Annotated in this window: 12 protein-coding genes, 11 tRNA genes and 1 rRNA gene; 22 read left to right on the forward strand and 2 right to left on the reverse strand. The window is 38.2% G+C overall.

Annotated features, from left to right (window positions below):
* Positions 1-4 precede the first annotated feature (4 nt).
* The 3 genes from murF (at position 5) to uvsE (ending at position 4325) form a co-directional block, all read left to right on the forward strand.
* Positions 5-1381 carry a UDP-N-acetylmuramoyl-tripeptide--D-alanyl-D-alanine ligase gene (gene murF / locus CO726_RS22130; RefSeq protein ID WP_099685703.1) on the forward strand — a complete coding sequence of 459 codons (1377 nt, stop codon included), beginning with the start codon at positions 5-7 and terminating at the stop codon, positions 1379-1381.
* Positions 1382-1686: 305 nt separating this feature from the next.
* Positions 1687-3270, forward strand: a complete 1584-nt coding sequence (gene cshA / locus CO726_RS22135) for a degradosome RNA helicase CshA (RefSeq protein ID WP_000206603.1) — start codon at positions 1687-1689, stop codon at positions 3268-3270.
* A gap of 92 nt (positions 3271-3362) precedes the next feature.
* Positions 3363-4325 (forward strand): UV DNA damage repair endonuclease UvsE, encoded by a 963-nt coding sequence (gene uvsE, locus CO726_RS22140; RefSeq protein ID WP_099685704.1) that lies wholly within the window; start codon positions 3363-3365, stop codon positions 4323-4325.
* Between the two features lie 52 nt (positions 4326-4377).
* Here uvsE and CO726_RS22145 read toward each other — a convergent pair whose 3' ends face one another.
* The gene (locus CO726_RS22145) at positions 4378-4926 is read right to left on the reverse strand and encodes a rhomboid family intramembrane serine protease (RefSeq protein ID WP_099685705.1); all 549 of its coding nucleotides are present in this window, start codon (positions 4924-4926) and stop codon (positions 4378-4380) included.
* Between the two features lie 92 nt (positions 4927-5018).
* On the opposite strand from CO726_RS22145, the gene acpS reads away from it, so the two are divergent.
* The 6 genes from acpS to CO726_RS22175 all read left to right on the forward strand — a co-directional run bounded on the left by acpS (position 5019) and on the right by CO726_RS22175 (position 10964).
* Positions 5019-5378: a holo-ACP synthase gene (gene acpS, locus CO726_RS22150; protein WP_099685706.1), complete on the forward strand. Its 360-nt coding sequence runs from the start codon at positions 5019-5021 to the stop codon at positions 5376-5378.
* A 157-nt stretch (positions 5379-5535) separates the two neighbouring features.
* Complete coding sequence (locus CO726_RS22155) at positions 5536-6486, forward strand: LolA family protein (protein ID WP_136699817.1); 951 nt, start codon at positions 5536-5538, stop codon at positions 6484-6486.
* Positions 6487-6604: 118 nt separating this feature from the next.
* Positions 6605-7774, forward strand: coding sequence for an alanine racemase (gene alr, locus CO726_RS22160; protein ID WP_098758668.1), 1170 nt, complete (start codon positions 6605-6607; stop codon positions 7772-7774).
* A 311-nt stretch (positions 7775-8085) separates the two neighbouring features.
* A complete protein-coding gene (locus CO726_RS22165; RefSeq protein ID WP_000004570.1) occupies positions 8086-8373 on the forward strand; it encodes an antitoxin EndoAI in 288 nt (95 codons plus the stop codon).
* Positions 8374-8377: 4 nt separating this feature from the next.
* Positions 8378-8728, forward strand: a complete 351-nt coding sequence (gene ndoA / locus CO726_RS22170; protein ID WP_000635963.1) for a type II toxin-antitoxin system endoribonuclease NdoA — start codon at positions 8378-8380, stop codon at positions 8726-8728.
* Positions 8729-8795: 67 nt separating this feature from the next.
* Entirely contained in the window at positions 8796-10964 is a 2169-nt protein-coding gene (locus tag CO726_RS22175) for a Tex family protein (RefSeq protein ID WP_136699815.1), read from the forward strand.
* Positions 10965-11021: 57 nt separating this feature from the next.
* Here the strand turns inward: CO726_RS22175 and cmpA are convergent, their stop codons facing one another.
* Positions 11022-11138 (reverse strand): cortex morphogenetic protein CmpA, encoded by a 117-nt coding sequence (gene cmpA, locus CO726_RS22180; RefSeq protein WP_001143642.1) that lies wholly within the window; start codon positions 11136-11138, stop codon positions 11022-11024.
* Positions 11139-11333: 195 nt separating this feature from the next.
* Here cmpA and CO726_RS22185 point away from each other — a divergent pair, with 195 nt between their 5' ends.
* From CO726_RS22185 to CO726_RS22245, 13 genes are all read left to right on the forward strand, one after another.
* Complete coding sequence (locus tag CO726_RS22185) at positions 11334-11792, forward strand: SprT family protein (protein WP_099685708.1); 459 nt, start codon at positions 11334-11336, stop codon at positions 11790-11792.
* Positions 11793-11906: 114 nt separating this feature from the next.
* Positions 11907-11981 (forward strand) — tRNA-Asn (locus CO726_RS22190).
* Positions 11982-11984: 3 nt separating this feature from the next.
* A tRNA-Ser gene (locus CO726_RS22195) sits at positions 11985-12075 on the forward strand.
* Positions 12076-12083: 8 nt separating this feature from the next.
* Positions 12084-12158 (forward strand) — tRNA-Glu (locus tag CO726_RS22200).
* Positions 12159-12162: 4 nt separating this feature from the next.
* Positions 12163-12238: transfer RNA gene (locus CO726_RS22205), tRNA-Val, on the forward strand.
* A 46-nt stretch (positions 12239-12284) separates the two neighbouring features.
* Positions 12285-12360: transfer RNA gene (locus CO726_RS22210), tRNA-Asp, on the forward strand.
* Positions 12361-12447: 87 nt separating this feature from the next.
* A tRNA-Gln gene (locus CO726_RS22215) sits at positions 12448-12522 on the forward strand.
* A gap of 5 nt (positions 12523-12527) precedes the next feature.
* A tRNA-Lys gene (locus CO726_RS22220) sits at positions 12528-12600 on the forward strand.
* A gap of 16 nt (positions 12601-12616) precedes the next feature.
* Positions 12617-12699, forward strand: a tRNA-Leu gene (locus CO726_RS22225).
* Between the two features lie 96 nt (positions 12700-12795).
* Positions 12796-12872: transfer RNA gene (locus CO726_RS22230), tRNA-Arg, on the forward strand.
* 4 nt (positions 12873-12876) lie between these two features.
* A tRNA-Pro gene (locus CO726_RS22235) sits at positions 12877-12953 on the forward strand.
* A gap of 1 nt (position 12954) precedes the next feature.
* Positions 12955-13025 (forward strand) — tRNA-Gly (locus tag CO726_RS22240).
* Between the two features lie 77 nt (positions 13026-13102).
* Positions 13103-13205, forward strand: a 16S ribosomal RNA gene (locus CO726_RS22245); the annotation flags it as partial.

Below are 13205 nucleotides of genomic sequence, written 5' to 3' on the forward strand. Positions count from 1 at the left end.
TTTTATGATAAATCGAAAGTTAAAACAAGTGGAACAGATGGTCAATGGTACGGGATTAGCAGAGAAATATGAGGGAATTACTATACAAGGAGTGTCTATTGATACGAGAAAAATCGAAACAGGAAACCTATATGTTCCGATTCAAGGTGAACGTTTCGATGGACATGCTTTTGTAGATAAAGCTGTTGAAAATGGGGCTGTGGCGACATTATGGATGAAAGATGTAGCGAATCCACCTCAGAATCTTCCAGTTATTTTTGTAGAAGACACGCTATCGGCATTACAAATGTTAGCGAAAAACTATCGCGATCAATTGGATGTTAAAGTTATTGGTGTGACAGGTAGTAACGGTAAAACATCTACAAAAGATATTGTAACAAGTCTTCTTGCGACTAAATTCAAAGTTCAAAAAACAGAAGGAAACTTCAATAACCATATCGGGTTACCTCTTACTATTTTAAACTTAGAAGAAAATACAGAAGTAGCTGTATTAGAAATGGGTATGTCAAGCCGAGGCGAAATTGAATTCTTATCTAAGTTAGCTCGTCCAAATGCAGCTATCATTACGAACATTGGTGAGGCACACTTAATGGACTTAGGCTCTCGTGAGGCAATTGCTGAAGCGAAATTAGAAATTGTGACAGGATTACAAGAAGGTGGAGTGTTCGTATATAACGGGGATGAGCCATTATTAACAAATCGTGTTCCTGAAATGAATTTAATAGCTGAAACCGTTACGTTTGGTGATGCTCGAGCAAACGATTACTATCCAACGACTGTAACATTACAAGCAACTGGGACACACTTTAAAATGAATAGAGAAGAAAATATTTCATTCTATCTACCTGTATTAGGAAAACACAATGTATATAATACGCTTGCTTCTATGGCAATTGCGAAACATTTTGGGGTAACGTGGGAAGAGATGAAAGAAGGTTTAGTAACACTTCAAATGACAGGCATGCGTATGGAAATTGTAAAAACAAATAGTGGATTAACAATTATCAATGATGCTTATAATGCAAGTCCGACAGCTATGGAAGCAGCATTTCACCTAATGAATGGTTTAGATGGATTTGCTAAAAAAATTGTTGTGCTCGGTGATATGTTAGAGCTTGGAGATCAAGAAGTGCAGTTTCATTATGAAGTAGGTAAATTAATCGATCCAGCAAAAATCTCATATGTGTTCACATATGGTAAATTAGGGGCTCAAATTGCTGAAGGAGCGAAAATTAATTTCCCTAATGAACGTGTAAAGGCGTATGATAATAAAGAAGAGTTAGTGAAAGAGTTGCAAGCAGTAGTCGATGCGAAAGATGTTGTATTAGTAAAAGCATCTCGCGGTATGAAATTAGAAGAAGTAATTACGATGTTGAAATAATTGGTGTATATAAATAGGGATGATAGCCACGAAAATAGAAGAAACTTATAATAAGCGCTTACAGTACACATAAAAAAATAAAAGTGAAGAAAAAAACTCTGAATATGAAAATAAGGTAACAGTTGGGTTTGCTTTTTACACATACAAAACTTATAATTGATAAAGTGTAATAACGTTTAGAAGTATTTTCGCGAAGAATATACGCCCGTTTATATACGTGAGCATTCAGGAAAAGGGCTTTTCCGCAAATTCGGAAAACGCCTTTTTTTAAATGATAAGTATAGGATAGAAAAGGAGAAGTAACATTGACAACATTTCGAGAATTAGGATTAAGTGAGTCTTTACTGCAATCTGTTGAAAGTATGGGCTTTGAAGAGGCTACGCCAATTCAAGCTGAAACAATTCCACATGCATTGCAAGGTAAAGATATTATTGGACAAGCACAAACAGGTACAGGGAAAACGGCAGCATTCGGATTACCACTATTAGATAAAGTGGATACAAATAAAGAAGCAGTTCAAGGTATTGTTATCGCGCCAACGCGTGAATTAGCAATTCAAGTTGGAGAAGAGTTATACAAAATTGGTAAACATAAGCGCGTTCGTATTCTACCAATTTATGGTGGTCAAGATATTAACCGCCAAATTCGTGCTCTAAAAAAACACCCACACATTATTGTTGGTACGCCGGGTCGTATTTTAGATCATATTAACCGTAAAACACTTCGCTTACAAAACGTAGAGACTGTTGTTCTTGACGAAGCAGATGAAATGTTAAACATGGGCTTCATTGAAGATATTGAAGCGATTTTAACAGATGTGCCAGAAACACATCAAACATTATTATTCTCAGCGACAATGCCAGATCCAATCCGTCGTATTGCTGAGCGTTTCATGACTGAGCCTCAACACATTAAAGTAAAAGCAAAAGAAGTAACAATGCCAAACATTCAGCAGTTCTATTTAGAAGTGCAAGAAAAGAAAAAGTTTGACGTGTTAACACGCTTGCTAGATATTCAATCTCCAGAGCTTGCAATCGTATTCGGTCGTACAAAGCGTCGTGTTGATGAATTATCAGAAGCATTAAACTTACGTGGTTATGCAGCAGAAGGTATTCATGGTGACTTAACACAGGCGAAACGTATGTCTGTATTACGTAAATTTAAAGAAGGTGCTATTGAAGTTCTTGTTGCAACAGACGTTGCTGCACGTGGTCTTGATATTTCAGGTGTAACACACGTATACAACTTCGATATCCCACAAGATCCAGAATCATACGTTCACCGTATCGGTCGTACTGGCCGTGCGGGTAAAAAAGGTATTGCAATGTTATTTGTAACACCACGTGAATCAGGACAATTAAAAAATATCGAGCGCACAACAAAACGTAAAGTTGACCGTATGGAAGCACCGACACTTGACGAGGCATTAGAAGGTCAACAACGTTTAATCGCTGAAAAGCTTCAAAGCACAATCCAAAATGAGAACTTATCATACTACAAGCGTATTGCAGAAGAAATGTTAGAAGAGAATGATTCTGTAACAGTAGTAGCTGCTGCTTTAAAAATGATGACAAAAGAGCCAGATACAACTCCAATCGCTTTAACATCAGAACCACCAGTTGTTTCAAGAGGTGGCGGTTCTAAAAAACGCGGCGGTAACGGAGGCGGATACCGTGATGGTAACCGTAATCGTAGTCGTGACGGACGCGGCGGTGGCGATGGTCGTAACCGTGATCGCAATCGTGATGGACGCGGTGGTGGCGATGGCCGTAACCGTGATCGTAATCGTGATGGTGGTAGCCGTGGTCGTAAAGGTGAAGGTCAAGGTCGCCCTGGATCTTCAAATGGACGTGGCGAAAGAAAACATCATAGCCGTCCACAAGCTTAATAAAAAAGAGAATGCCCTTTGCGGGTATTCTCTTTTTTTATTTCTGTAATTGTACATACTACATAATAACTTGTGTAGAAAAGAGGTGCTACATGCTTGTAAGACTTGGGTATGTTGCGATGAGTGTACATTTAAAGAATGCATCTCCATCTCAAACGATGACATATGCGCAGTTTCAACGAATTGATGATCGGGAGGCTGCAATTCGTAAACTCGAAAGAATTGCTAATTCGAATTTAGAAAATTGTTTACGGTTGTTAAAGCATAATAAAGGGCATGATATATCTTTCTTTCGGCTTAGTTCCAAGCTTGTTCCTTTAGCGAATCATGAGGAGTTGCTAGAGTGGAACTACATTCGTCCGTTGAAAGAAAATTTAAAAGTGCTAGGTGAATACGCAATTCGTATGAACATGCGAATTGATTTCCATCCAGATCATTTTGTTGTACTGAATTCACCTGAAGAGAGTATTTTTAAACAATCCGTAAAGACATTGCAGATGCATAAAAAATTATTAAAAGGTATGGGGATTGAACATAAACAGAGGTGTGTATTGCATGTGGGTGGAGGTTATAACGATAAGGAACTTGCATTAGAACGTTTTATAGAAAATTGGTCGAATGTCCCAAGAGGTATTCAAGAGATGGTCATATTAGAAAATGATGATACGACCTTTTCTTTAGAAGAAACATTGTATTTGGGTGAGAAGTTAGATATTCCAGTCGTGTTTGATTTGCATCACCATATGATGAATAATGAACGAGAAGATTGGCATGAAGATTGGGCTCGTGTTGTACATACGTGGGAATCGTCTTTGTTACCAGTGAAAATGCACATTTCTAGTCCTAGAGAGGGAAAAGACCCGAGAGCACATGCGGACTTTATTGATGTAGATACTTTTTTATCTTTTTTAAAAAAGATAAAGGGAAGTGTTTCGCAAATTGATTGTATGATTGAGGCGAAGAAGAAGGATGAGTCTTTATTTCAACTAATGAGAGATTTAAGTAAACAAACAGATGTAGAAATTGTCGATGGTGCAAGCTTTTATATTAAATAAGCTCTGCACCATCGAGTTTTTTTATCCCGCTATTTGTGGGTTGATTAAAGTTTCACTTTATTAAAAAAGGGGTGCAAATACCGCCAATGATCAATCCTGTTAAATGGCTTATGGGGTTAGCGGAGGGATTGAAGAAAGTGAATAGGAGTAATATACATATCATAATTGAAAAAATAGCAATGTCTCTTGGATTGAAAGAACGATATCGACTATATAATAGAAATAATTGTGCCCCTAGCAATCCAAAAATACCACCAGATGCCCCGGCATGAATATATTCAAGAGGCATAATAAGATAAGAAGAAATATTTCCAAGAATGCCAGAAAGGAAAAAAATAATGATGAAAGAAAAGTGCCCTAGTTGTTTTTCAATAGAAGAGCCAAACACGAATAAACAAATACTATTAGAAAGGAAATGTTGTAAGTCTACATGTACAAGCAGAGAAGTTATGAGACGCCACCATTCACCTTTAGCGATATATTCATTATAGGCTGCCATAGGAAAGAGAAAAAAGTCGCCTAACATAATCATGACTAATTGTATAAAAAGTAAAGCGATGACGATTGGTTGTAAGGAAATGCGGGTAGATGGTATTAGCATGTTGTGAGTATCACTCCTTTTGCATCAGAAAGATTCTCTGTTATTCTTACAATATGAAAAAAGAAAGCTAAATAGAAGAAGGGGATTTTGAAATGATTGTAGGGATTGGAATCGATATTATTGAATTGAACCGAATTGAAAAAATGCTAGATGGAAAGCTTAAATTTATGGAACGTATTTTAACTGAAAGTGAACGTAATGTTGCTAAGGAGCTGAAGGGAAGTCGCCTTATAGAGTTTGTGGCTGGAAGATTTGCAGCGAAAGAGGCGTATTCAAAAGCGATAGGAACTGGCATTGGGAAAGAAGTGAGTTTTTTAGATATTGAAGTGAAAAATGATGAGAGAGGTAAGCCGATTCTTGTTACAGGTACAGAGCATATTGTTCATTTATCAATTAGCCATAGTAAGGAGTTTGCTGTTGCTCAAGTTGTTTTAGAAAGCTCGTCACGCTAGTCTGCATATTTTATATCTTTGTCTCATATATTTGAGGTAGCGATAAGGAAGGTACATCTTCCATTCATTTATAAGGGGCAAAGGGGCTGAAGTGATGAAAAGGCGTCTGTTTTTAGTTCTTGTCGGTTTATTAACCGTTTTTGTGTTGGCGGGTTGTATGGAAAAGAAACAAGATGATGTTGTGAGAGATTTAGAGGCGAAAGTAAAAGGGTTGAAAAGTTATCAAGCTGAAGCGAAATTATCTATTAAAACAGGGAATGAGCCTCAGGAGTATAACGTAGAGATTTGGCATAAGGAACCTTCTTTTTATCGTGTGAATTTACAAAATGCGAAAAAAGATCAAAGCCAAATTATTTTAAGAAATGAAGAAGGGGTATTTGTATTAACACCGGCGCTTAATAAGAGTTTCCGTTTCCAAAGTGATTGGCCACAAAATAGTAGTCAGGCTTATTTATATGAATCACTTGTGAGAGATATTTTGCAGGATAAGAAAAACCTTACTTTCGAGAAAACAGATAAGTATTATATTTTTAAAACAAAAACAAACTATCAACATCAAAACATGTTGCCAAGACAAGAGATTACATTGAAGAAAAGTGATTTAACGCCAGTTTCGGTGAAGTTAATGGATAATGATCAAAATGTTCTTGTGAAAGTAGATTTCTCTAAAGTGAAATTTGAAGCGAAATTTGATAAAGGTGCATTTGATACGAAACAAAATATGTCTAGAGCGCAAGTAGATGTTCAAACAACAGCGAAAGAAGACAAACCGTTTGCTATTTTGTATCCGCGTGATACGCCGCAAGGTATGGTTTTGAAAGATGAACAAGAGTTGAAGACAGACAGTGGCAAGCGTGCGATACTCACATACACTGGAAGTAAGAAATCCTTTACTTTAATACAAGAAAAGGCAAAAGTTGCAGAGGCTTCTTCATCGATAAGTGTAAGCGGAGAATTGGTTGATCTTGGCTTCACGATTGGAGCATTGACGAAAGACTCTTTAACGTGGTCGCATAACGGAGTAGAATATATGCTCGTGTCTAAAGGTTTAGAGCCGAAGGAGCTATTAATGGTTGCTCGTTCAGTTACAGAGAAGCAAGTGAAGTAAACTTCTTAGACGTGGTGATATATGTGCACCACGTCTTTTCTTAGTTTGAAGGGCGGATTTCATAAAAGAAGCATATAAAAGAATAAGCTTCGCATATCGTGTATAAGGAAGTGTATTTATGGAAGAAGCACCATTTTACCGTGACACTTGGGTGGAAGTGGATTTAGATGCAATTTATAACAATCTTACACACATTAAAAATTTCATTCCAAGTGATGTAGAGATTTTTGCTGTAGTCAAAGCTAATGCATATGGACACGATTATGTACCAGTAGCTAAAACGGCATTAGAAGCAGGCGCGACAAGATTAGCGGTTGCCTTTTTAGACGAAGCTTTAGTGCTTCGGAGGGCTGGTATTACTGCGCCAATTTTAGTGTTAGGTCCTTCCCCGCCTCGTGATGTCAATGTAGCTGCTGAAAATGATGTAGCGTTAACTGTTTTTCAAAAAGAATGGGTGGATGAGGCAATCAAACTTTGGGATGGTTGGTCTACAATGAAATACCATATTAATTTTGATAGTGGTATGGGGAGAATTGGAATACGCGAGCGCAAAGAATTAAAAGAGTTTTTAAAGAGTTTAGAAGGTGCACCATTCTTAGAATTAGAAGGAGTGTATACACATTTCGCAACAGCAGATGAGGTGGAGACTTCTTACTTTGATAAGCAATATAACACATTTTTGCAGCAGTTAAGTTGGTTGAAAGAATTCGGAGTAGATCCTAAATTTGTCCATACAGCTAATAGTGCTGCAACGCTACGTTTTCAAGGAATCACATTTAATGCAGTACGAATTGGTATTGCGATGTATGGGTTATCCCCATCTGTAGAAATACGCCCTTTTTTACCGTTTAAATTAGAACCAGCGCTATCACTGCATACGAAAGTTGCTCATATTAAACAGGTGATTAAAGGGGATGGAATCAGTTATAACGTCACTTATCGAACGAAAACGGAAGAATGGATTGCAACTGTTGCAATTGGATATGCAGATGGGTGGCTTAGAAGATTACAAGGATTTGAAGTGCTTGTAAATGGTAAAAGGGTACCGATTGTAGGTCGAGTAACAATGGATCAATTCATGATACACCTTCCTTGTGAAGTGCCGCTTGGTACGAGAGTTACACTCATTGGAAGACAAGGTGATGAATATATTAGTGCTACCGAGGTTGCTGAATATTCCGGGACTATTAATTATGAAATTATTGCAACGATAAGCTTCCGGGTTCCGAGAATATTTATACGGCATGGCAAGGTTGTAGAAGTAATCAATTATTTGAACGACATATAGAAGGTAGTATGATTTGCTTCTTGTCATTTGAGAGGGCTGTTCATTGGTTAAGAATAAGTTCATTTTTTGACGAGAAGCTTTTTACTTATAAGTACTTTTAACATGATTTAAAGTGAATTTTGCGAAGAAACCATTCCGTTTCTTGTTTGTAATGAGATAAAAAATAAAAGAATATGAATGTTTTGTTTGTGAATTGGAAAACATAAGCAAGGAATAAGGAAGTCTTTGCAACAGGCTCCATACAATGGTATTATTACAATAGGTGTCATATATATATTTGGGTGTGTAGTTGACGGTGGAGGTGTATTTTTGTGTCCGAATCAAGTGTAACTACTGAAATCGTGGTTCGGTTGCCAAAGCAAATGGTAACGGAATTGGACGGAATTGGAAAACAAGAGAATAAGAATCGCCATGAACTAATTTGCCAGGCAACACAACTGTTATTGCGTCAACATAAGACGAAGAAACGCTACCAACATGAATCAATGCGACGTGGGTACATTGAAATGGGAAAAATTAATCTTGGTATTGCATCTGAAGCTTTCTTAGCAGAGTATGAAGCAGCTCATACAGTAGAACGCTTAGTTAGCGGGGGGTAATATTTTGATTGTAAAACGCGGCGACGTGTATTTTGCAGACCTTTCCCCAGTTGTTGGTTCTGAGCAAGGAGGCGTTCGTCCGGTTCTTGTCATTCAAAATGACATCGGAAATCGTTTTAGTCCAACGGTGATTGTAGCGGCTATTACTGCACAGATTCAAAAAGCGAAATTACCCACTCATGTGGAAATTGATGCGAAAAAGTACGGTTTTGAGAGAGATTCTGTTATTTTACTTGAGCAGATTCGAACAATCGATAAGCAGCGCTTAACGGACAAAATCACTCACTTAGATGAAGTGATGATGATTCGTGTAGATGAAGCGCTACAAATTAGTTTAGGACTAATAGATTTTTAAATCGGCAGTTTAAGTTGCTCTCTTTGCAGGGCAACTTTTTTTATTATAGAGGAGGTTGCGGTTGTATATGGAAATGGTAGATAATCGACAAGCGTTAATGAAAATGTTAGTGAAGGAATTAGGCTTTACCGAAAAGCAAGTTCGTCATGTTATTCAATTAACAGAAGAAGGTAACACAGTTCCATTTATTGCTCGTTACCGAAAAGAATGGACAGGCTCTTTAGATGAAGTGCAAATTCGTACAATTTTAGAGAGATGGCAATATATGATGCAACTTGAAGATAGGAAAGAAGAGGTTCTTCGTCTTATTGATGAGAAGGGCAAACTGACAGGGGAGTTACGTCAGCAAATTGTGAAAGCTACAAAGTTGCAAGAAGTAGAAGATTTATATCGTCCATATAAAGAGAAAAGAAGAACGAAAGCAACGATTGCAAAAGAAAAAGGATTAGAACCATTAGCTGAATGGTTATTGTTATATAAGAAAGAAGATCCAAATCAGAAGGCAATGGAGTTTATGAATGCAGAGAAAGAAGTGCAGTCTGCAGAAGAAGCATTACAAGGTGCCCAAGACATTATTGCAGAGATCGTTTCAGATGAAGCGGCGTATCGTAGTTGGATTCGGAATGTTACTTTTAGAAAAGGTGTTATGTCTTCGTCCGTAAAAGATGAAGAGAAAGATGAAAAGAATATATATGAAATGTATTACAGTTATGAAGAACCTTTGCAGAAAGTCGTGCCGCATCGTGTGTTAGCGATGAATCGCGGTGAGAAAGAAGATATATTGAGAGTTTCTGTTGTTCCACCAGTAGATGAGATAGTAGCTTTCTTATATAAGAAAGTAATTCGTGATAACGATTCAAAAAGTGCACAGTATGTAAAGTTAGCAATTGAGGATGGTTATAAACGATTAATTCAAGCTTCTATTGAAAGAGAGATTCGAAAAGAATTAACAGAAACAGCTGAGGAACAAGCGATACATATTTTCTCTGAGAACTTACGTAATTTGTTATTACAACCTCCAATGAAAGGGAAGGTTGTGTTAGCTGTAGACCCTGCATATAGAACGGGATGTAAATTAGCTATTGTAGACGATACGGGGAAAGTTCTATATATTGATGTTATTTATCCGCATCCACCAGTGCGTAAATATGAAGATGCAAAAGCGAAAGTTCTTTCTATTATTGATAAATATCAAGTTGAAATGATTGCGATTGGGAATGGTACAGCTTCTAGAGAATCGGAAGAATTTATAGTTGATGTATTACAAAATGTGAAACGAGAAGTCTTCTATATTATTGTGAACGAAGCGGGTGCGAGTGTGTATTCGGCTTCTGATTTAGCACGTGAGGAATTCCCGGATTTACAGGTTGAAGAAAGAAGTGCGGTTTCTATTGGAAGACGTCTGCAAGATCCACTTGCTGAACTTGTAAAGATTGATCCTAAATCAGTTGGGGTTGGACAATATCAACATGATGTATCTCAAAAAAGATTAAATGAATCATTAACGTTTGTAGTAGAGACGGCAGTTAACCAAGTCGGTGTGAATGTAAATACAGCTTCAGTTGCGTTGTTACAATATGTTTCGGGTTTATCAAAAACTGTCGCGAAAAATATTGTAGCAAAGCGTGAAGAAGAAGGGAAATTTACAAAACGAACAGACTTAAAGAAAATACCACGTCTAGGTGCGAAGACATATGAACAATGTATAGGTTTCTTACGTATATTAGAAGGGGTAAATCCGTTAGACCGTACAGGTATTCATCCAGAACAATATAAAAATGTTGAATTGTTATTGAAGAGTCTAGGATTATCAAAAGATGACGTAGGGCAACCACAATTACAAAAGAGTTTAGAAGAAGTGGAGATTTCTAAGTTGTCGCAAGAAACAGGAGTTGGGGAGCCGACGTTAGTTGATATTATAGATGCACTCATTAGTCCGGAGCGAGACATGAGGGATGAGTTGCCTAAACCGCTTCTGAAAAAAGGGATTTTGAAATTAGAAGATTTAAAACGTGGTATGGAACTGGAAGGAACAGTTCGTAACGTTGTTGATTTTGGTGCTTTTGTTGATGTAGGTGTAAAACAAGATGGTTTAGTACATATTTCTAAACTAAGCAAACAGTACGTGAAGCATCCGTTAGATATTGTATCTGTCGGACAAATCGTCAAAGTATGGGTAGATGATATTGATACGAAAAAAGGTCGCGTTGCATTATCTATGTTGCCGATTGAATAGTAAGAGAAGAGAGCAGATGAAACTGCTCTTTTTTTATGTGGTAAAACGTGTAATGGATTAGGAGCTTTGATGTATTTTGCTATAATAAAACCAGCATTCATTTAGTAATTTAATTTGATACCGGTTTTTTTCAAAATATGCGCGTTGCATTTGTTTTTTTAGCCACGTAGGCATAGGAATCCCTCCTTGTTTAATCCTACTCTCAAAAATGTAAGGTACTATTGATGAGAGGTTGGTGAGTGGATTTCTATTTTTGCTATGTTTTTAGAAACCACGCTTCTTGAATGAGGATGGGTATATGTACTATTTAATATATGTATAAGAGAGGAGAAAAGTGTAAAAATATTTTTTTGTTTAGGAGGAATGGGAATGGATGAGCAAGAAATACAAGGGCTAGTGGAAGAAGTATCGCTACAATACTTCGGAATGCCGTTTTTGCATAAGGCAATGTTTAATAGTAGGTTGCGTACAACTGGTGGACGTTATCTATTGAATACGCACAATATTGAACTGAATTATCGATATTACGAAATGTATGGGAAAGAAGAATTAGTTGGGATCGTTAAACATGAACTTTGTCATTATCACTTACATATTACAGGGAGAGGGTATAAGCACCGGGATAAGGATTTTCGTGAACTGTTAAAGGCAGTTGGTGCACCGCGCTTTTGTAAACGAATGATGAATGAAGAGAAGGAAAAAAAGGTTTATATGTATGAATGTATGGAATGCTCGCTTCAATATGTAAGGAGGCGTCAAATAAATACAAAAAGATATGTCTGCGGAAAGTGTAAAGGGAAACTAATCTTGATAAAGAAAACATCTTGACAGTGAAAACGCAATCCAGTATATTATAAACATGTCACGTTTGTACAAGATGTTGTGAAAAAACTTCTTGACTTACGATGAGAAATTTTATAAGATACAAATTGTCTTTATTATTCCGCAGTAGCTCAGTGGTAGAGCTATCGGCTGTTAACCGATCGGTCGTAGGTTCGAGTCCTACCTGCGGAGCCATACAGAGAAGTACCCAAGTGGCTCAAGGGGCTCCCCTGCTAAGGGAGTAGATCGCGAACGCGGTGCGAGGGTTCGAATCCCTTCTTCTCTGCCATTCATATTGGCCCGTTGGTCAAGTGGTTAAGACACCGCCCTTTCACGGCGGTAACACGGGTTCGAATCCCGTACGGGTCACCACTTCGGAGGATTAGCTCAGCTGGGAGAGCACCTGCCTTACAAGCAGGGGGTCGGCGGTTCGATCCCGTCATCCTCCACCATAATATTATAATGAAAAGTAAAATGATATTAATGTAAAGATTAAATGGTCCCGTGGTGTAGTGGTTAACATGCCTGCCTGTCACGCAGGAGATCGCCGGTTCGACCCCGGTCGGGACCGCCATTTTAACTTCTGCTAATTGGCAGTTGTTTTTTATTGGTCATTATGGTATAATAACTTTTGTCTTTGAAAAGAAGATAAGTATTTCGATGGGCTATAGCCAAGCGGTAAGGCAACGGACTTTGACTCCGTCATGCGCTGGTTCGAATCCAGCTAGCCCAGCCATTTACGAGCCATTAGCTCAGTTGGTAGAGCATCTGACTTTTAATCAGAGGGTCGAAGGTTCGAGTCCTTCATGGCTCACTTTTGTTTTTTCCGCGCGGTCGTGGCGGAACGGCAGACGCGCTAGGTTGAGGGCCTAGTGGGGGAAACCCCGTGGAGGTTCAAGTCCTCTCGGCCGCATCAAAAAATCTTTTAAAAAGTACTTGCATTTGAAAAAGAAGTATGATAAGATAATTGAGTCGCCAAAATACAACGACGAAAAAACATCATGAATAAGCGCCCGTAGCTCAATTGGATAGAGCGTTTGACTACGGATCAAGAGGTTAGGGGTTCGACTCCTCTCGGGCGCGCCAATTACGGGAAGTGGCTCAGCTTGGTAGAGCACCTGGTTTGGGACCAGGGGGTCGCAGGTTCAAATCCTGTCTTCCCGACCACGCGGGTGTAGTTTAGTGGTAAAACAAGAGCCTTCCAAGCTCTGGTCGAGAGTTCGATTCTCTTCACCCGCTTTTAGTTCTTTGAAAACTGAACGAAACAAACAACGTGAAACGTCAATTTTTATTTTTAGATGCTAGACAAACTAACTTTATTGGAGAGTTTGATCCTGGCTCAGGATGAACGCTGGCGGCGTGCCTAATACATGCAAGTCGAGCGAATGGATTAAGAGCTTGCTCTTATGAAGTTAGCGG

It is taken from the genome of Bacillus fungorum, from assembly GCF_002746455.1.
Classification (GTDB): Bacteria; Bacillota; Bacilli; order Bacillales; family Bacillaceae_G; genus Bacillus_A; species Bacillus_A fungorum.